A 20015-nucleotide genomic window follows, 5' to 3' on the forward strand; every position below is an offset into this window, starting at 1 on the left:
TGGTCCCCTTTCGGAATAATGGGGCGCACCGCCATGACAGGCGATGCGCCTGCATGGATCAGATACTGAGGCCGTTCGCCTTGAGGGCCAGCATGCGCTGCATGTCCTGGCCCAGGTTGAAGCCGCCGATGACATCGCCCGCCCGAACCGCGTCGAAGCCCAGCCCCGTCTGACGCAGCGCCGGGGCAACCCCGCCATCCAGCGCGCGAGCCAGCTTGCCTGCCTCGCGCAGGAACCGGGTATGGCCAACGGCATTGACGGCGGCATCGGCGCTGCCCTCGGTCGCGATCGCCAGCAGGTGGCGTGCTTCCTTGAGATCGGCGTCATAAACCTCGATGCGGCGGGCGGCCGCAGCAGGGGTCTCACCGGGCCGTGCCCGCTCATCCACCTGCAGCAGCTTATATTCGTCGGCCAACGGGCCGGCGAGCGCGACCGCCGCCTGGCGCGCGAGCGGATGCTGGCGCATCCGCGTGGCCGCCCTCAGCGCATCGACCGCCGATTGGACGCCGCGCGTGCCGTTGACGGCCAGCACCTGGCCGACTTCCGGGGTGAAGATATCCTGCGCCAGCCGCTCTTCCTCGCGGCTTTCGGGCGGCTCCACCTTCACCTCCAGCGCGTTGGAGATGACGGCCCGGCCATCGACGACCAGCATCGCCTGGATGGTGTAACGGCCCGGTTCGGCCATGTCCCAGCCATTGCGGCCAGCGCCGACCAGCACGCTGTCATAGAGCGCCTCACCCTGACCCAGAATGATTTCCAGGCTCTCGCCGCAATGGCGCGAATAGGGCGACCATTGGCGCGCGGGCCGGCCATCCTTGCTGATGATCAGGGTCAGGCCTGCCCGTTCCGACAGGCGCGCCGCCGATGCCAGCTTGGGCCGGCCGCTGCGGTTGACCAGTGCCATCTCGACCACCGGCGGCAACAGATAGGGTAGGCGATTGTCGCGGGCATTGACAGACAGAGTCAGGCCGAACTCCTCATTGGGGTCCAACGCCACCTGCGAGAAGCCATGCTGGTCGAACCAGTCGGCATTGCCCATCTGCACGAAGCGTTCGGGGCCATGGCGCATGAACAGCAGTTCGGGATCGGAAAAGCGGAAGTCGAAATCGGCAAAGAAGGCCGCCTGGCCGCCCGCCACCGCATAGGGATAGTTCATGAAGCTGCGCGCTTCGGGATCGTCGGCCAGCGGAATCCAGGGCGTGCCCAGCGACTTCTGCCAGCTATGCGCCAGGTTGAAGGCGTGGCCGACCTCATGCGCGGCCGTCCAGAAGCGCATCCGCCGCACCCAGGCGTCGGGATCGGCATCGCCCGCCGGCGGATGGGCGATGAAAGCGTCGGTGAAGATGGCCGTCCCCTGGCGATGGTTCGACCCGATATCGTCGAACATGATGCCGCCCAGGCTGCTGCCCTGCACATGGAGCGAGGCGAACAGCACCCACAACGACCATTGCGGCTTGTCGGCAAAGCGCGACCAGTAGATCTGCATCGCGTCATGCATTTCCTGGTCGGTCCAGCGCTGATCGGCGCCGGCCGCACCGAGCGGGATGGCGCCATTGCCGGGCGCGTCGCTGACGTTGAATCCCGCCCGCCGATAGACGGTGTCAAGGCTCAGCGTCTCGCTGGCCATGGTCGCGGGATGATTGGGATGATCGTGCGTGCCGATCTCCGTCACGCGGGTCGCGCCGGCCACCGTGTCATATTCGAACTCGGCCGGACGGAAGCTTGCAGAGCTGAACTGATAGGTGCGCACGAAGCTCGCCGCGCCACCGCCGCTGAAGGTCGCCTCGACCTTGCGCTGGGCGGCGAGCAGGCTCTTCGTCACCTTGAGGCTGATCTGGGTATGGGGGATGGCGCCGACCTGACCATCCTTGAACCAGATCTGGCCGCTATAATGATTGGCACCGGTCCGGGTCAGCGCCGCAACCCAGCTGACCACCGGCCCCAGCGGGCCGGCGCGCGTGCCGCTGACCGTCATCTGCGGATAGCGGCCATCGACGTCCAGCCGCAGTTCCTCGCGCGTATAGAGCGTCAGCGCATTGATATCATCGTCGAAGCGATCGACCGCACCGGGCAGCGCGCGCGGCATCGGGAAGCGCGGCGAGCGCACGAAATTGTAGCGGCCGCTGGCCTGCACCAACAGCGGCAGGTGCCGCACCGGCCGCAGCTTGGGGTCGATGTCGAAACCGGCCATGTCGGTATCGAGCGCGCTGTCGCCGTCAAAATCGGCGGGATCGAAATCGGCAGTCATCATTCCCTCCTGTCGGCGCGCGTCGGATGCCCGCGCTCGCAGGATCGGGAATGACATGGTCAGTGTGAGGCCAGGTGTTGGTCGAACGTGAAAAAAGCGTCAATCCGACCGAAAAATCGCTTTCCGTAGCGTCAATATCAGGAAAATCGCGCCACATCCCGCAGCGATCCCGGCATGCAGCAGCCAGAAGGCAGTGGCCGGCATGCGGGCGTAGAAGCCCCCCACCCAGCCGACCAGGATATTGCCCAGGAAGAAGACGAGATAATAGAGGCCGATCGCCAGCCCGGCCTGACGCGGCGGCGCGGCGCGGGTGAACAGCGCCAGGCTGACCGGCAATATATGGGCAAAACCGATGCCGTTGAGCAGATGGAAGGTGATCGCCCAGCCAAGCCCCGTTCTGCCGTCCGCACCCGCCAGCGCCGATCCCAGTGCCAGGCAGAGCATGCCCCCCGTCGCAAAGAGCGACCCGATCGTCAGCTTGGCAAGATCGCCGGGTTCGGGCCGGTGGCGCGCATAACGGCGATAGACGAAAGGCAGGCCGGCAAGGATCGCCAGGCCCAGCCCCGCATCGAGGGTGATGAGCCAGCTCGTCGGCACGCGCAGCCCGCCCAACGTCAGCTCCAGATGCGCGTCGCCCCAGATCAGATAGGCGTTGAATATCTGATTGTTGGGCAACAGCGCCACCGCCAGCAGCGGGATCAGCAGGACGATGCCCAGCAGGCCACGCAGATCCTGCCCGGTCATGCGCCCGCGCCCGTTCGATCTGGGGCGATAATCGTCAACCGGCAGATGCCTGCGTCCGGCGAGATAGATGATCGTGGCGATCACCATGCCAACCCCGGCGACGGCAAAGCCGACATGCCAGCCGCGCGTTTCCGCCAGCGTGCCGATCACCAGCGGCGCGGCGATCAGGCCGATATTGATCCCCAGATAATAAAGCTGGAACGCGCCATCGCGACGCGGGTCATCATGGCGATAGAGCGCGCCGATCTGGCTGGCTAGATTGCCCTTGAACAGGCCGCTGCCCAGCACCAGCAAGCCGAGCGCGGGCAGGAAGGCGGCCTGGACCGCCATCAGGAAATGGCCCGCCATCATCGTCAATGCACCCAGCAGCACCGTGCGATGCCGGCCCAGCAGCCGGTCCGCGACCAGCCCGCCCAGGATCGGCGTCACATAGACGCTGGCGAAATAGGTGCCGACAATGGCGGAGGCGAGCGGCTGGCCGTCCAGCCCGCCATAAAGCTGGCGAAAGGCATCGAAGAAGAGCAGGCCGTCGGCCTGCCCCGGCTGCAGCAGATGCTTGACCAGATAGAGGGCCAGCAGCGACTGCATGCCATAATAGGAGAAACGCTCCCACGCTTCGGTGAACAGCAGATAGGCGAGGCCCCGCGGATGACCCAGGAACGCGTGATCGCCCTGGCTCATGGCTGCGCGCCCGGCCCCTTGTAGATGACGCCGTCCTTCATCACGAAGCCGACCTGGCGCAATGCGTCGATGCTACGGGTCGGATCGCCCTCGACCGCGACCAGATCGGCGAGCAGGCCCGGCTTCACCGCGCCCAGCCGGTCGGCAATGCCGAACAGTGCCGCATTGCCGCTGGTCGCCGCGACCAGCACGTCGCGGGGCGCCATGCCGGCGGCCGCCATCAGCTCCGCCTCGCGGGCATTGTCGCCATGGGCGAACACGCCGACATCGCCGCCCAGGCAGAGGGTGACGCCCTCCACCCGCGCGCGGGCAAAGGCCTGGCGCGCCTGGACGACCGCTGCCGGCGCCGGTTCCGTGCCGGTCCAGCCGCGATAGCGCGCTGTGGCATCGGACGCCGCCAGGGTCGGGCAATAGCCGACGCCATGCGCCTTCATCAGCGCGAAGGTCGCGGCGCTCCCCTCATAGCCATGCTCGATCGTGTCGACCCCGGCCAGGATCGCCCGGCGCATCCCCTCGTCGGTGGCGGCATGGGCCGCGACCTTGCGCCCGGCGCTGTGCGCAGCCTCCACTGCCGCTGCCATTTCCGCCTGGGTGAAGGTCGGCCGGCTCGGCTCGCCCTTGCCCCAGCGATAGTCGGCATAGAGTTTCACGACATCGGCGCCGGCCGCGATCTGTCGCCGCACCGCCGTCACCAGATCGGGACCGCCGGCTTCCTCCGCGCCCAACGGCACGACGACGCCCGGCTCGAAGCCACGCGGGCCATAAGCGCCCGGTGCCACCAGCGCGCGGGTCGCGACCAGCATGCGCGGCCCGGCGACGATATCCTGCTCGATCGCCTGCTTGAGGCCGACATCGGCATAGCCAGCCCCTTCGGTGCCCAGATCGCGCACGGTGGTGAAGCCCGCCATCAGCGTCGCCCGCGCCGACACCGTGGCCCGCACGGTGCGCAGCGCCAGCGGCTCGTGCAGCACCTGATCGTCCCAGCTTGTCTCGTTATAGGGGTGCAGGAAGAGGTGCGAATGGCCCTCGATCAAGCCGGGGAGCAGGGTCTTGCCGGGCAGGCCGATCACCCTTGCCCCAGCCGGCACCGCGATCCCCGGTCCGGCCGCCTCGATCCGGTTGCCGCGCACCAGCACCGCCCATCCGCGATGCGACGTCGCGCCGTCGAACACGGCATCGGGGCGCAGCAGATAGAGCGCCGGCGCGGCCTGCTCCGCCCCCGCCGGCATCGGCGCGACGAACAGAAAGGCCAGCAGGATCAAAAGCCTGTGCATCGATATCATCCCCCTTGACGGGAGGCTGCTTGCGCCGCCCCGCCCCCTTCATTACTCCCCCTCTCTATGACGAAATTCCTGCCGCGCGCCACCTCCCTTGCGGGGGCATTGGTCGCTCTTGCCGCCTGCCCTGCCCTTGCCCAATCGCCGACCGCGCTCTCGCCGGCCAAGGTCACCATCACCCGCGACCAGTGGGGCATCGCCCATGTCCATGGCGCAACCGATGCCGACGCCGTGTTCGGCATGGTCTATGCCCAGGCCGAAGACGACTTCAACCGGATCGAGACCAATTATCTGGTCAACTTGGGCCGCCTCGCCGAAGCCGAGGGCGAAAAGGCGATCTGGCAGGATCTGCGCCAGCGCCTGTTCATCGATCCTGCCCGGCTGCAGGCCGACTATGCCCGCAGCCCGGCCTGGCTCAAGAAGCTGATGCAGGCCTGGGCCGATGGCCTGAATTATTATCTCTCGACCCATCCGATGGTGAAGCCGCGCGTCATCACCCGGTTCGAGCCGTGGATGGCACTGAGCTTCACCGAAGGCAGCATCGGCGGCGATATCGAGCGGGTGCCGCTGACCCAGCTACAGGCCTTTTACGAGAAGAAGCCGGTGGCGCTGACCATGCTGGAACAGGGCCTGGCCTATCGCGAGCCGCAGGGGTCGAACGGCTTTGCCATCGCGCCGTCCCGGACGGAAGGCGGCCATGCGCTGTTGATGATCAACCCGCACACCAGCTTCTTCTTCCGGTCCGAACTGCAGATGAGCAGCGACGAAGGGCTGGACGCCTATGGCGCGGTCACCTGGGGCCAGTTCTTCATCTATCAGGGCTTCAACCGCCATATCGGCTGGATGCACACGTCGAGCGGCATCGACAATGTCGACGAATTTGCCGAGACGATCGTGCCGCAGGGCGATCGCCTCTTCTACCGCTATGGCAAGGAATTGCGGCCGGTCACCGAAAAGACCATCGCCATTTCCTACCGCACGCCGGACGGCAAGCTCGCCCAGCGCGCCTTCACCGGCTACTCCACCCATCATGGCCCGATCGTGCGGACCGAAGGCGACAAGTGGATCGCCTTCGCGCTGATGAACAAGCCGGTGCCGGCGCTGGAACAAAGCTATCTGCGCACCAAGACCAGCGATTATGCGAGCTTCCTCAAGGTCGCGGAGAATAAGGCGAACAGCAGCAACAACACGCTGCTGGCCGACGACAGGGGCGAGATCGCCTATCTCCACCCGCAATTCGTGCCGATCCGCGACGATCGCTTCGATTATACGAAGCCCGTGGACGGCAGCGATCCGGCGACCGACTGGCGCGGCCTGCATGACCTGTCCAGCCTGCCCCAGGCGGTGAACCCGAAGGGCGGCTGGGCGATGAACACCAATAACTGGCCCTGGACGGCCGCCGGCGCGGATAGCCCACAGCGCGCGGCCTTTCCCCGCTACATGGACCAGGCCGGCGAAAATCCGCGCGGCCCCCATGCGCAGATCGTGCTGTCGGCCAATGAGCATTTCACCCTCGATAGCCTGATCGGCGCGGCCTATGATCCCTATCTGACCGGCTTCGCGCGGCTGGTTCCGGGCCTGATCGCGGCCCAGGACAGGGCGCCCGATCCGGCGCTGGCCGATGCGGTGCAGAGCCTGCGCGGCTGGGATTATAAATGGAGCCTGACTTCGACGGAGACTTCGCTCGCGGTCTTCTGGGGCGAGGCACTGTGGAAGGCGGTGGCCCCGGCCGCCAAGGAGGCGGGCCTGTCCACCATCGACTATATGGCGACCCGCGCGACCGACGCGCAGAAGCTCGCGGCACTGCGCGAGGCGGTCGAGCGGCTGACCACCGATTTCGGCAGCATCGCCGTGCCCTGGGGCGAGATCAACCGCTACCAGCGCAATGACGGCGCGATCGTCCAGACGTTCGACGATGCCAAGCCCAGCACGCCCATTCCCTTCGCCTCGTCGCAATGGGGATCGCTCGCCGCCTTCGGCGCGGCGCGCTATCCGGGGACGAAGCGCTATTATGGCACCAAGGGCAACAGCTTCGTCGCGGCGGTCGAATTCGGGCCGAAGGTCGTCGCCCGCGCGGTCAGCGCCGGGGGCGAGAGCGGCGATCCCCACTCGCCCCATTTCGCCGATCAGGTCGACCTCTATGCCAAGGGCGATCTGCGCCCGGTCTATTTCTACCCCGAAGATATCAAGGCCCATGCCGTCCGCACCTACCGGCCCGGCGAATAAGGACAGATGATGAAAACTGCCCGCCTTGCCGCCCTGATCGCCTGCGCCCTGCCCTTCGCCGCTTTTGCCCAGCCGCCCAAACCGGCCGAGGAAGTGATACTCTATAGCGGCGCCACCATCATCGACGGCACCGGCGCGGCGCCGCGCGGCAATCAGGACATGCTGGTGCGCGGCGACCGGATCGTCGCGCTGGCGCCGCATGGCGGCCTGCCCGCCGCCGATGTCGCCGGCGCGAAGCAGGTCGATCTGGCCGGCCGCTATGTCATCCCCGGCCTGATCGACAGCCATGTCCATATGGCAACCCCGCCCAATGCCGTGCAGGCCAAGGCGATGCTGCGCCGCAATCTCTATGGCGGGGTGACGGCGGTGCGCGACATGGCCGACGATCTGCGCTCGGTCGGCGAACTGGCGCGCGAGGCGCGCATGGCCGAGATCCCTGCGCCCGACATCTATTATGCCGCGATCATGGCCGGCCGCCCCTTCTTCGCCGATCCGCGTGTCGCCGCCGCCAGCCAAGGGGTGACGCCGGGCACCGCGCCCTGGATGCAGGCGATCGACGACAGGACCGACCTCAAGGAAGCCATCACCCTGGCGCGTGGCACATCGGCCAGCGCGATCAAGGTCTATGCCGACCTCACTCCGCGGCAGGTCAAAGCCGTGACCGCCGCCGCCCATCGCCAGCATATGCTGGTCTGGGCGCATAGTTCGGTCTTCCCCACCCGCCCGGCCGACGTGATCGCCGCCGGGCCGGACGCGATCAGCCATGTCTGCTATCTCGCCTATCAGCGCGAGCCGGTGATGCTGGCGGCGTATGAAGACCGGACGCCGGTGCATGAAAATCTGCTGGCGCCGGGCGATGATGACCCGGTGATGGCCGACCTGTTCCGCGCGATGCTGAAACAGGGCACGATCCTCGACGCGACCGGCGCGCTGTTCGTGAAATATGAGGCCAAGCGCAAGGCCGATCCCAAGGCGAAGCCGCTGCGCTGCACCGGCGACCTCACCACCCGCCTCACCCGTCAGGCGTGGAAGATGGGCGTCCCCATCTCCACCGGCACCGATTTCGTCGGCGAGGTCGAGGATCAGTGGCCCGCCGTTCATGAGGAACTGCTCTTCCTTGCCCGCAATGTCGGCATGCCGCCGGTCGAGGTGATCCGGTCCGCCACGCTGGTCGGCGCGCAGGCGGCCGGGCAGGGCAATGAAATGGGCTCGATCGAACCGGGCAAGCTCGCCAATTTCGTGGTGCTCAAAGGCGATCCGGTCGCCGACATCGCCAATATCCAGACGATCGAGACGGTGGTGAAGCGCGGCAAGGCCTATGCCCGCAACGCCTATGTGCCGGTGACCAAGGACGAGATGGGGGACGACGAATGAAGCTGGATCGGCGGAATTTCATGGGCGTGTCGGCCGCGATGCTGGCGGCCAGCGGCGCGCGCGCGGCAGGCGTGGAGGCCGATCCGATCAAGGACATGATCGTCATCAATGCGCTCGGTGGCCTGGGCGATCCCAACCAGCCCGCCGATTCACTGGTCCCGCAGTTCAGCCCGCGCGTGCTGGCGGAAGCCCATGCGTCCGGCTTGACTGCCGTCAACATCACCATTGGCTATGTCTCCGGATCGGATGACCCGTTCGTCCAGAGCGTGCGCGAGGTAGCGGAGACTGATGCGCAGATACGTGCCAACAGCCGCGACCTGATGAAGATCCTGACCGCCGCCGACATAAGCCGCGCCAAGGCGGAAGGGAAAGTGGGCCTGATCTACGGATTCCAGAATGGCGCGATGATGGGCCAGGATGCCAGCCGGGTCGATATTTTCGCCAATCTGGGCGTGCGCATCTTCCAGCTGACCTACAACCCCGCCAACCAACTGGGCGACGGGTCGATGGCGCCGGGCAATCGCGGCCTCACCCCGTTCGGGCGCGAGGTTGTCGCGCGCTGCAATGCGCAGCGGGTGATGGTCGACCTGTCCCACAGCGGCGAGCAGACCTGCCTGGAGGCGGCACGCATTTCCAAACAGCCGATCTCGATCAACCATACCGGCTGCCGCGCCGTCACCAACCTGCCGCGCAACAAGACCGATGCGGAACTCAAGCTGGTCGCCGATCGCGGCGGCTTCATCGGCATCTATTTCATGCCCTTCCTCGACCTGTCTGGCCATGCCCGCGCCGAGCATGTCGTCGCCCATATCGACCATGCGGTGAAGCTGTGCGGCGAGGATCATGTCGGCATTGGCACCGACGGCACGGTGACGCAGATCGACGACCTGAAGGCCTATGAGGCGGTGCTGGCCAAGGAAATCGCCGCGCGCCAGGCCGCCGGGATCAGCGCCAAGGGCGAACGATCCGACACCTATCCCTTCGTCGTCGACCTGCGCGGCCCGGACCAGTTCCGCAAGCTCGTTGGGCTGCTGCGCGCCAAAGGCTATTCGACGGCCCGCATCGAGAAGATATTGGGCGGCAATTTCCTTGCCTATGCCGAGATGATCTGGGGAGCATGAACCAATGCTGGCAGGCGTAGAACTGGGCGGCACCAAGTGCATCTGCATCCTGGGCACCGGGCCGGACGATATCCAGGCGCAGGTGGAAATTCCGACCACCACGCCTGCCGAGACCCTGTCAGCGGTGGCCGCGACATTGGCCGGATGGGATTTCGCAGCGCTGGGCCTCGGCAGCTTCGGACCGCTTGATCTTGATCCGGCGTCGGCCAGCTTCGGCTCGATCGTCAGCACGCCCAAGCCTGGCTGGAGCGGAACGGACATCACCCACCTCGCGGCCGGACGCCCCTTCATGGTCGATACCGACGTCAATGGTGCAGCGCTGGCCGAGGGTCGCTGGGGCGCGGCGCAGGGGTTGACCAGTTGGGCCTATGTCACGGTCGGCACCGGCATCGGCGTGGGCAGCATCGTGTCCGGCATGCCCGTGCGCGGACTGGGCCATAGCGAGGCCGGGCATATGCGCGTGCCGCGCGCCGCCGGCGACGATTTTGCAGGCAATTGCCCCTTCCATCGCGATTGCCTGGAGGGACTGGCCAATGGTCCCGCGATCGAGGCGCGGACCGGCCAACGCGGACGCGACGTGTCCGCTGATGATCCGCAATGGTCGTTCGTCGCCCATGCACTGGCGGCAATGTGCCATAATCTGGCGCTGACCAGCCTGCCCCAGCGTATCCTGATCGGCGGTGGGGTCGCCATGGGCCAGCCCCAGTTGATGCCATTGATCCGCGATGGACTGACCGCCAGCCTGGCGGCCTATGGCGCGGCTGCGACGATCGCATCGATGGACGACTATGTCGCCCACCCGGCACTGGGCGACCGCGCCGGGCCGCTCGGAACGATCGCCCTTGCCGACATGGCCCTGGCGGCATCGCGGCGCTGATCGCCACGCGGATGTTGCGCCCCTGGACCCTGCCGCTCAAGGAACGGGTGCGGATCGCGCCGGACAGCCCGCGCTACATGCAGATCGCCCATGGGCTGATTCACGAGATCGAGCGCGGCCGGCTGTTGCCCGGCGAGTTCCTGCCAAGCAGCCGGGAACTCGCCGCCGCGCTGGAGGTCAATCGCAAGACCATCGTCACCGCCTATGAGGAACTGATCGCGCAGGGCTGGCTGGTGAGCGCAGGCACGCGCGGCACGATCGTGTCGACCTCCCTGCCCAGCAGCGACGATGCCCCTGCCCCGCCGATCGCCCCCGACACCCGCCAGCCGGACGAAACCGAATATCCCTTCCTGGCCGCACCCGACCGGCTGATCGCCATCCCGGCGGGCAAATGGCGCAAGCTGGACGAGGGCGTCGCCGACGGACGCCTGTTTCCCGCCGACCTCCTCGCCCGCGCCTATCGCAAGGCGGCGGAGGGGGCCTCGCGCGCCAATGCGCTTCACTATCGCGACCCGCGCGGGTCGCCACGGCTGCGACAGGAGATCGCCAGCATGTTGCGGCGCCAGCGCGGGCTGATGGTCAGCGCTGAGAATATCTGCATCACCCGCGGCAGCCAGATGGGCGTGTTCCTGACCGCGCGCATCCTGATCCGGCCGGGCGACGCGGTGCTGGTCGAACGGCTGACCTATGAGCCGGCCGTCGCCGCCTTCCGTGCCTGCGGCGCCAAGATCGTCACGGTCGGGCTGGACGAGGACGGGGTCGACGTCGCCGATGTCGAACGCGCCTGCCGCAAGCATCGCGTCCGCGCCATCTTCGTGACGCCGCATCACCAGTTTCCGACCACCGTGTCGATGCGGCCCGAGCGGCGGCTGCGCCTGCTGGAGCTGGCGCGGCAATTCGCCTTCGCGATCATCGAGGATGATTATGACCATGAGTTCCACTTCGGCGCGCAGCCGCTGCTGCCGATGGCGAGCTACGCCCCGGCGCGGGTGATCTATGCCGGGTCGATGTCCAAGCTGCTCGTGCCGGCTTTGCGCATCGGTTACATCGCCGCCGCGCCCAAGGTCGTCGACGCGCTGGCCTATCAGATCTCGCTGATCGACGGCATGGGCAATACCGTGACGGAGGAGGCCGCCGCCGAACTGCTGGAGAGCGGCGAGGTGCGGCGCCATGTGCGCAAGACCGCGCAGATCTACGCCCGGCGGCGCGATGCCTTCGCGCGCAATCTTGACAGCGAAATGGACAGGTTGATCGACTATCGCCTGCCCGATGGCGGCCTCGCCTTCTGGTTGCAGTTCAAGGACATGGCGGCGCTCGACCGGCTGGAAGCGCGAGCACCCGAGATCGGCCTCAGCTTCGCCTCCTCGCACAGCTATGCGGCCGAGGAAGGGACCGAGCGGGGGCTGCGCATCGGCTTTGCCAGCCTGACCGAGGAGGAGGCGAAAGAGGTGTTGCAGGCGCTGCGCCGCTGCGCCGAACCCTGATCTTACTTGGACCCCTTCACTTTCCCGAATTGGATGTTTCGGGCGGGTCCAATGCCGGCGCAGTGTCATGCATATGAAATATGCGCCCCGCTCCCCGGACGACATCGTCACCCTGATCGGCGACCATCCGCTCTGCTGGATCGTCTCCCATAGCGAGGCCGGCTTCGGCGCGACGCCGCTGCCGCTGCTGGCCGAATGCGACGCGGACGGTGCGCTGGTGTCGTTGCTGGGCCATTTTGCCCTGTCCAACCCGCAGGTCGCGCAACTGCGCGCGGCGCCCCGCGCCACCGTGCTGGTGAACGGGCCGCAGGGCTATATCTCACCCGAAATGCAGTCGAACCCGACATGGGTGCCGACCTGGAACTATGCGATGGCGGTGCTGACCGTCGATGTCGAGCTGTTGCCGGAAGCGACGCGCGAGTCGATCGAGACGCTGACCGACCGGATGGAGGCGGGCCGCGTCGCCCCCTGGCATATCGATGACGCCGGCGCGCGGCTGGAACCGATGATGAAGCATATTATCGGCTTTCGTGCCCATGTCCGCGCGATCGATGGCCGGTTCAAGCTGGGCCGCGACGAAAGCCGCCAGGGCATCAACGAGATTGTCGGCAGCCTGGCCCCCGGCGGCCTGCGCGACTGGATGCAGATCTACAATGAGGACCGGCTGGACGAAACCAGCCACGAGGGAGCAGAGCAATGATGTTCAGCCGACGCGAGATGCTGGCCGGGGGTGCGACCGGCCTGGCCGGACTGGCATTGAGCAGCAGCCTGTGGGCGAAGGGACAGGTGCTCGACACCGCCTATGTCAATGCGACGGTCTGGACCGGCGAGGGCATGCCGACGGCGCGATCGGCGATCGGCATCGCCCACGGACGCATCGCCGCGATCGGCGCGGCGGCGGTCAAGGCGCAGTCGAGCAAGACCACCCGTATCATCGATCTGGGCGGCGCCTTCGTCATGCCCGGCTTCACCGACGCGCACACCCATTTCCTCACCGGTTCCTATCTGCTGAGCCAGCCCAATCTGCGCGAGGCGAAGAGCCCGCAGGAATTTGCCCGCATCGTCGGCGAGGCGGCCAAGAGCCTGAAGCCCGGCCAATGGTTGCAGGGCGGCAGCTGGGACGCGGAGCTATGGGGCGGCGAATTGCCCGACCGCAGCTGGATGGACCCGGTGACGCCCCATACCCCGGTCGCGGTGCAGCGACTGGACCTGCACATGCTGGCGCTCAATTCGCTGGCGCTGAAACTGGCCGGGATCGACCGCGACACCCCCGATGTAGCCGGCGGCATGATCGTGCGCGACAAGGATGGGAACCCGACCGGCATCCTGAAGGATGCGGCGATGGACCTGGTCAAGCGCGCCATCCCCGCGCCGACCGACGCCGACAAGGAGGATGCCGCGCGCCAGGGCATCGCCCATGGCCTGTCCAAGGGCGTGGTGCAGGTCCACACCACCGAACTGGACTGGATCACCCATGACACGCTGCGCCGCCTGCGTGCCAAGGGCGAGACCGACATGCGCTTCTATTCCTTCGTGCCCCTGCAGGACTGGGCGAAGCTCAAGGCGCTGATCGAGGCTGAAGGGCGCGGCGACGACTGGGTCCGCTGGGGCGGACTGAAGCTGCAATATGATGGATCGCTGGGGTCGCGCACGGCGATGTTCTATCGCCCCTATGACGACGCGCCCGACAATAAAGGCTTCCCGATCCACAAGCGCGCCGATGTCCAGCAATGGACCAACGATGCGGATGCGGCTGGCCTGCAGATCACCATCCACGGCATCGGCGACAAGGCGAATGACGAGGCGCTGGACATCTTTGCCGCCGCCGCCGCGAAGAATGGCAAGCGCGACCGCCGTTTCCGCATCGAACATGCCCAGCATCTGGCGCCGGCCGCGATCCCGCGCTTCGCGCAGCAGCAGGTCATTGCATCGGTCCAGCCCTATCATGCGATCGACGATGGACGATGGGCGATCCAGCGTGTCGGCGCCGAGCGGCTGAAGGGCACCTATGCGTTCAAGTCGCTGCTCGACGCCGGGGCGAAGGTCGCCTTCGGATCGGACTGGCCGGTGGCGCCGCTCGATCCGCTGACCGGGGTCGCCGCCGCCGTGCTGCGCCAGACGATCGACGGCGCAAACCCTGGCGGCTGGCTGCCCGAGCAGAAGATCAGCATGCTCCAGGCGCTGCATGCCTATACCGCGACCAACGCCTTTGCCGGTTTCAGCGACGACCGGATGGGCCTGCTGAAGCCCGGCATGCTGGCCGATTTCGCGGTGCTGGACGCCGATCTGTTCGCGATCGATCCGGCGAAGATTGGCGCGACCAAGGTGCTGCGCACGATCGTCGGCGGTCGCCAGCGCTTTGGCGAAGGGAGCGACATCTAACAACAGAGCAAGGGAGAAAGCCGGCCGGAACAAGGCCGGTTCTCACATCATAAGGGGAATGACAATGAACAGACTGACGCATCTCAAGACTGTGAGTTTCACCGCCATGGCGGCCGCGACCATCTTGTCCGGCACCGCCCTTGCCCAGGCCCCGGCCGCCAGCGACAGCGAGACGATCATCGTCACCGCCGGCAAGCGCGACGAGGATATCCGCCAGGTCGCCCTGCCGATCAGCGCCGTCACCGGCGAGCAGCTCAAGAAGATGAACGCCAACAGCCTGTCGGACTATATCGTCCGCCTGCCCGGCGTGGTGTTCAACGATTACCAGCCCGGCATTTCCGAAGTCGTGATCCGCGGCGTCGCCGCCACCACCTATCATGAGCAGGGCCAGACCACGGTCGGCTATTATCTCAACGAAGTGCCGGTGGTGGAGCCGGGCTTCCCGATCGGCATCCCCGACGTCGACACGTTCGACCTGCAGCGCGTGGAAGTGCTGCGCGGGCCGCAGGGCACGCTGTTCGGCTCCTCGACGCTGGGCGGCTTGGTCAACTATGTCGCCAATGTCGCCGATCCGTCCAAGGTCGACGCCGCCGCATCGGGCCTGGTCGGCACCACCAAGAATGCCTCGGGCGAACTCAATTATGCCGCCAAGGCGATGATCAACATCCCGCTGGTCGCCGATCAGCTGGCGCTGCGCCTAGTCGCGCTGCAGCGGTCGGACGCGGGCTATCTCGACAATCCCGGCATCGGCGTGAACGGCTCGAACGATTATCGCACCCGCGGCCTGCGCGGATCGATCGTCGCCAATCTGGGCGAGACGACCAAGGTCACCTATCTGTCGAGCTGGCAGGACAGCAAGCTGGACGACCAGACCTATCTCGACCTGCCAAACCCCTATGTCCGCAACCTGCCGCGCGCCGAAACCCAGAAGACGAAATTCTGGATGAACAGCCTGCGGCTGGACCAAGAAGTGAGCGACATCGCCAATCTGACGGTGCTGGGGTCGATCACCAAGAAGACCAACACCACCATCTTCTCCTACCCCTATGCCTATGTGACCGGCGTCACCACCGGCAATGGTGCGGCCTATTCGCTGGGCGAGGCCGATGCGCTCATCAAGACGGTTGAGGCCCGCCTCGCCTCGGCCGGCGACGGTCCGTTCAAATGGCTGGTCGGCGTCAGCTATTTGCAGGCCAAGAAGAACAGCTATGACCAGATTTTCCAGGCCGGTGCCGCCGACTATATCGACGCCAATCCCGATCTGTTCGGGGGCTATTCCGGCGCGCAGCTGACGCCCGGCGACCGCCTCTATGGCTATTTCACCAAGAGCACGAACGAGGATTTCGGCGTGTTCGGCGAACTGTCCTACAAGCCGGTGGAGCAGATCGAGATCACGCTGGGCGGTCGCTATTATGACACCACCGCCAAGGCCGACGTGCTGAACCAGGCCGGTGCGCTGGGCGGCTATGAAGGCGGCTACACGCCGACCGACAGCAGCGGCAGCGTCAACCAGAAGGAAGACGGCTTCTTGCCCAAGGCGACGATCGCCTGGCGCCCGTCGAAGGATGTCATGGTCTATGCCACCTATTCGCAGGGCTATCGCGTCGGCGGCATCAACCCCAATGCCGGCCTGCTGCCCAGCATTCCGGAGGCCTATGAGAGCGACAAGGTCAAGAATTACGAAATCGGCGTGAAGGCGCAGACGCCCGACGGCCGCTTCGCCATCGACCTGACCGGCTTCCATCTCGACTGGAACAATATCCAGGCGCGCCTCTTCGGCCCCGGCCCGTCCTATTATTCCTATGTCGTCAATGCCGGCGGCGCGCGCGTCAACGGCGTGGAATTTTCCGGCACGGTGAATGTCAACAAGATCGTCCACTTCACCACCAACGTCACCTGGCAGGATGCGGAACTGACCGAATTCCTGCCCTATCCGTTCGACGTCGCGGGGCTGGGCGGCTATGCCAAGGGCACGACGCTGCCGGGCTCGTCCAAATGGTCGATCGCCAATAATCTGACGCTCAGCTTCGCCGATGTGACCGGCGCCCCCAGCTTCGACATCGCGCACCGCTACCTCTCGTCGGCGCCGACCAGCTTCGACGATGTCTCGCGCCGTGGCGACTTCAACGTGTTCGACCTGCGCGCCTCGGTCAGCCTGGGCGAGAAGGTCCGGCTGATGGCCTTCGCCAACAATGTGTTCGACAAATATGGCGTGCTGAACGCCCCGTTCGCGAACGATGCGGCGACGCCGCAGGGCTCGATCATCCGGCCGCGCACCATCGGCCTGCGTGCCGACTGGAGCCTCTAACCGCCTTGAAGAACGGGGCCGCATCCGCAAGGTTGCGGCCCCGTTCCCTATCTGCCTTCCTAGCTTCTGACCGAAAGGCCGCAATGCGTTCTCTTGCCTCCCTGCTGCTGGGTGCGTCCCTGCTTTGTGCCCATCCCGCGCTGGCGCAGGACAGCAAGGGGCTGAGCCTGACGCCCACCCGGACGCTGCGCTATGACGCGCATGAGGCAACCTGGATGCAGCCGGACATGTCGCCGGACGGCAAGACGATCCTGTTCGACCTGCTGGGCGACATCTATGCGCTGGACGCAGGCGGGGGCGCGGCGCGGCCGCTGCTGACCGGCATGGCGTTCGAGCGCAATCCGGTCTTCTCGCCCGACGGAAAGCAGTTTGCCTTCCTTTCCGACCGGTCGGGCGTCACCAATCTCTGGATCGCCAATGCCGATGGCACCGGCCTAAAACAGCTGTCGCAGGACCAGTCGCTCGCCATCTATTCCTCGCCGGCCTGGTCGCCCGATGGCCGCTATGTCTATGTCTCGCGCACGGTCCATTCGATCCTGGCGTTCGAGCTGTTCATGTATGATCGCGATGGCGGCAGCGGCATCCAGATCACCAAGGCGGGATCGCCCGACAATTGGGACGCGAAGATGAACGCCATGGGCGCGGTCGCGGCGCCCGATGGCCGCTATCTCTATTATGCGACCAAGCGCGGCCATACCTGGACCGAGAATGACCTGCCCAACTGGTCGATCGCGCGCCGCGACCTCAAGAGCGGACAGGACGAGACGATCATCCAGTCGGCCGGGGGCGCGATGCGCCCGGCGCTGTCGCATGATGGCAAGCTGCTCGCCTATGCCAGCCGGCAGGGCCAGAAGGACGGTCTCAGGCTCCGCAATCTGGAGACCGGCGAGGACAAATGGATCGCCTTCCCGATCGACCGGGACGGCCAGGATGGCGGCTATTATGCCGACCTGCTACCGCGCTTCAGCTTCCTGCCGGGTGACAAGGCGATGCTAATGAGCGTCGGCGGCGGGATCAGGCGGCTCGACATTGCATCGGGCAAGATCAGCGACATCCCCTTCACCGCGCCGGTGCAACTGGGCCTCGGCCCGCTGACCCGCGTGCGGCAGACGGAAGAGACCGGGCCGGTGCGCGTCCGCGTGGTGCAGGCGCCGCGCCAGTCGCCCGACGGCGGCAGCGTCGCCTTCACCGCTCTGGGCGGGCTGTATGTCCAGAAGCTGACAGCGAACATGACACCCAAACGCCTTGTCGCGGCCGATGCCTTCCAGCCGAGCTGGTCGCCCGATGGCAAGAGCATCGCCTATGTCAGCTGGACCGCCAAGGAAGGCGGCCATGTCTGGACGATCCCGGCGACGGGCGGCACGGCGCGTCGGCTGACCCAGGTCCCGGCCTTTTACAGCCAGCCCGTCTTTACCCCCGATGGCAAGGGCTTGGTGGCGTTGCGCGCGAACCAGTATGACCGGCTGCGCACCGCGTCGGAGATCGATCCCGCGCGCCCGACCGACATCATCCGCATGCCCGTCGGCGGCGGCGCAGCGCGGCTGGTCGCCCATGCCATGGGTGCGCGCCAGCCGCAGTTCGGCGGCGAAAGTGACACCCTCTATTTCTACGGCGCCGGCGGCTTGTCATCGGTGCCGCTGGCGGGGGGCGATCCGCAGCCGCTGTTGCGCGTGCTGGCCCATGGGCTGGGCCAATATTTCCCCGGCCCGGCGCCGGTCGAGGATGTGCGGATCAGCCCGGACGGCAGACGCGCACTCATCAAGTCGTTCAGCCAGGCCTATCTGGTCGATATCCCGCCGGCCAATGGCGGCGAGCCGGCGACCGTCAATCTCGACACGCCGGCGGTGGCGCGACGCAAGCTGACACGGGTCGGCGCCGATTTCATCGACTGGGCCGACAGGGGCGCGACCGTCACCTGGTCGGTCGGATCGACCTTCCGCCGGTTGCCGACCGTTCAGGCGCTGTCTGCTGCGCCGGGCACGGCCGAGGCGGTGGCGCAGAGCTTCGCATTGCCGGTCGAACTGCCGCGCGATGTGCCCCGCGGCAGCGTCGTGCTGCGCGGCGCGACCGTCATGCCGATGGCGGGCGGGCAGGATGTGATCCGCAATGCCGACATCGTCATCACCGACAATCGCATCGTCGCGGTCGGCGCCAGCGGATCGGTCGCCGTGCCACAGGGCGCGACGATCCGCGATGTGAGCGGCAAATATATCGTCCCCGGCTTCGTCGACACCCATGCCCATTGGTTCGAGATACGGCGCGGCATCCAGGAACGCGGCCATTGGGACTTTGCCGCAAACCTCGCCTTCGGTGTCACGTCGGCGCTCGACCCGCAGCCCTTCACCACCGACATCTTCGCCTATCAGGACATGATCGATGCCGGCATGATGCGGGGGCCGCGCGCCTGGTCGACCGGGCCGGGCGTGTTCGTGAACGCGGAAATCCACAGCAAGCAGGATGCGGTCGACGTCCTCACCCGCTATCGCGACCATTATCGCACCCGCAATATCAAGAGCTACATGATCGGCGACCGCGCCCAACGCCAGTTCATGGTCGAGGCAGCGGCGGAACTGGGCATGATGCCCACGACCGAAGGCGCGAGCGACATGGTGCTGAACCTGACCCACGCGATCGACGGCTTTTCCGGCAATGAGCACAGCATCCCGGTATCGCCGCTGCGCGAGGATATCGTCCGCCTGTTCGCGCAGAGCCGCACCAGCTACACGCCGACCATCCTCGTCGCCTATGGCACCACCCCGGCGCTGTTCGACTTCATCATCAACAAGCGGCCACAGGATGATGCGAAATGGACCCATTTCGTGCCGGCCGGCATCGTCAGCGACAAGCTGCGCAACCGCCACTGGATGCCGCCCGAAGCGCAGAGCTGGCAGCAGATCGCGGCCGACGCGGTGAAGATCCAGCGCGCCGGCGGCCTCGTCGGCCTTGGCAGCCATGGCGAGATCCAGGGGCTGGGCTATCAGTGGGAATTGCAGGCCTTTGCCGCTGGCGGCGCGACGCCGATGGAGGCGCTGAAGGCTGCGACGATCGGGTCGGCCGAGGTGATCGGCCATAGCGACGATGTCGGCAGCCTGGAGCCGGGCAAGTTTGCCGACCTGCTGATCCTGGACGCCGACCCGCTGGCCGACATCGCCAATGCGCAGAAGATCGGCGCCGTCATGAAGAATGGCCGGCTCTATGATCCCGCGACGTTGGACGAAATCTGGCCGACGCCAGCCAGACTGGCCGAACCCTGGTTCGCGCAGGATGGTGCCACCCCGACGCCCTGAGCCATG

12 protein-coding genes are annotated in these 20015 nt (G+C 66.5%); 9 read left to right on the forward strand and 3 right to left on the reverse strand.

The genetic code is table 11. The features are described 5' to 3' along the window. Nucleotides 1-58: 58 nt before the first annotated feature. From ACUCV3_RS04035 to ACUCV3_RS04045, 3 genes are all read right to left on the reverse strand, one after another. Nucleotides 59-2251 (reverse strand): zinc metalloprotease, encoded by a 2193-nt coding sequence (locus tag ACUCV3_RS04035; protein ID WP_234415719.1) that lies wholly within the window; start codon nucleotides 2249-2251, stop codon nucleotides 59-61. Between the two features lie 96 nt (nucleotides 2252-2347). After that, nucleotides 2348-3673 (reverse strand): peptide MFS transporter, encoded by a 1326-nt coding sequence (locus ACUCV3_RS04040; RefSeq protein WP_048937412.1) that lies wholly within the window; start codon nucleotides 3671-3673, stop codon nucleotides 2348-2350. Further along, a complete protein-coding gene (locus tag ACUCV3_RS04045) occupies nucleotides 3670-4947 on the reverse strand; it encodes a metal-dependent hydrolase family protein (RefSeq protein ID WP_122928834.1) in 1278 nt (425 codons plus the stop codon). The genes ACUCV3_RS04040 and ACUCV3_RS04045 overlap by 4 nt, the downstream gene beginning before the upstream one ends. Before the next feature lie 66 nt (nucleotides 4948-5013). Here ACUCV3_RS04045 and ACUCV3_RS04050 point away from each other — a divergent pair, with 66 nt between their 5' ends. The 9 genes from ACUCV3_RS04050 (at nucleotide 5014) to ACUCV3_RS04090 (ending at nucleotide 20009) form a co-directional block, all read left to right on the forward strand. Continuing rightward, a complete protein-coding gene (locus ACUCV3_RS04050) occupies nucleotides 5014-7176 on the forward strand; it encodes a penicillin acylase family protein (RefSeq protein ID WP_048937414.1) in 2163 nt (720 codons plus the stop codon). Nucleotides 7177-7185: 9 nt separating this feature from the next. Next, nucleotides 7186-8550: an amidohydrolase family protein gene (locus ACUCV3_RS04055; RefSeq protein WP_048937415.1), complete on the forward strand. Its 1365-nt coding sequence runs from the start codon at nucleotides 7186-7188 to the stop codon at nucleotides 8548-8550. Further along, entirely contained in the window at nucleotides 8547-9671 is a 1125-nt protein-coding gene (locus ACUCV3_RS04060) for a dipeptidase (protein ID WP_048937416.1), read from the forward strand. The genes ACUCV3_RS04055 and ACUCV3_RS04060 overlap by 4 nt, the downstream gene beginning before the upstream one ends. 4 nt (nucleotides 9672-9675) lie before the next feature. Then, complete coding sequence (locus tag ACUCV3_RS04065; protein WP_048937417.1) at nucleotides 9676-10548, forward strand: ROK family protein; 873 nt, start codon at nucleotides 9676-9678, stop codon at nucleotides 10546-10548. Nucleotides 10549-10559: 11 nt separating this feature from the next. Beyond that, entirely contained in the window at nucleotides 10560-12032 is a 1473-nt protein-coding gene (pdxR, locus tag ACUCV3_RS04070; RefSeq protein WP_048937418.1) for a MocR-like pyridoxine biosynthesis transcription factor PdxR, read from the forward strand. 67 nt (nucleotides 12033-12099) lie between these two features. Further along, nucleotides 12100-12732, forward strand: a complete 633-nt coding sequence (locus tag ACUCV3_RS04075) for an FMN-binding negative transcriptional regulator (protein WP_048937419.1) — start codon at nucleotides 12100-12102, stop codon at nucleotides 12730-12732. Then, entirely contained in the window at nucleotides 12729-14414 is a 1686-nt protein-coding gene (locus ACUCV3_RS04080; protein WP_122928354.1) for an amidohydrolase, read from the forward strand. Before ACUCV3_RS04075 ends, ACUCV3_RS04080 begins: the two co-directional genes overlap by 4 nt. Nucleotides 14415-14478: 64 nt before the next feature. Next, nucleotides 14479-16722, forward strand: coding sequence for a TonB-dependent receptor (locus ACUCV3_RS04085; RefSeq protein ID WP_048937421.1), 2244 nt, complete (start codon nucleotides 14479-14481; stop codon nucleotides 16720-16722). 83 nt (nucleotides 16723-16805) lie between these two features. Next, nucleotides 16806-20009, forward strand: coding sequence for an amidohydrolase family protein (locus tag ACUCV3_RS04090; RefSeq protein ID WP_048937422.1), 3204 nt, complete (start codon nucleotides 16806-16808; stop codon nucleotides 20007-20009). Nucleotides 20010-20015: the final 6 nt, after the last annotated feature.

It is taken from the genome of Sphingobium sp. VMM, assembly GCF_056790315.1.

Coding starts and splice junctions, on each gene's coding strand:
- ACUCV3_RS04075 (WP_048937419.1), top strand. CDS start 12,100: ATGCATATGAAATATGCGCCCCGCTCCCCGGACGACATCGTCACCCTG.
- ACUCV3_RS04060 (WP_048937416.1), top strand. CDS start 8,547: ATGAAGCTGGATCGGCGGAATTTCATGGGCGTGTCGGCCGCGATGCTG.
- ACUCV3_RS04065 (WP_048937417.1), top strand. CDS start 9,676: ATGCTGGCAGGCGTAGAACTGGGCGGCACCAAGTGCATCTGCATCCTG.
- ACUCV3_RS04050 (WP_048937414.1), top strand. CDS start 5,014: ATGACGAAATTCCTGCCGCGCGCCACCTCCCTTGCGGGGGCATTGGTC.
- ACUCV3_RS04035 (WP_234415719.1), bottom strand. CDS start 2,251: ATGATGACTGCCGATTTCGATCCCGCCGATTTTGACGGCGACAGCGCG.
- ACUCV3_RS04080 (WP_122928354.1), top strand. CDS start 12,729: ATGATGTTCAGCCGACGCGAGATGCTGGCCGGGGGTGCGACCGGCCTG.
- ACUCV3_RS04090 (WP_048937422.1), top strand. CDS start 16,806: ATGCGTTCTCTTGCCTCCCTGCTGCTGGGTGCGTCCCTGCTTTGTGCC.
- pdxR (WP_048937418.1), top strand. CDS start 10,560: ATGTTGCGCCCCTGGACCCTGCCGCTCAAGGAACGGGTGCGGATCGCG.
- ACUCV3_RS04085 (WP_048937421.1), top strand. CDS start 14,479: ATGAACAGACTGACGCATCTCAAGACTGTGAGTTTCACCGCCATGGCG.
- ACUCV3_RS04040 (WP_048937412.1), bottom strand. CDS start 3,673: ATGAGCCAGGGCGATCACGCGTTCCTGGGTCATCCGCGGGGCCTCGCC.
- ACUCV3_RS04055 (WP_048937415.1), top strand. CDS start 7,186: ATGAAAACTGCCCGCCTTGCCGCCCTGATCGCCTGCGCCCTGCCCTTC.
- ACUCV3_RS04045 (WP_122928834.1), bottom strand. CDS start 4,947: ATGCACAGGCTTTTGATCCTGCTGGCCTTTCTGTTCGTCGCGCCGATG.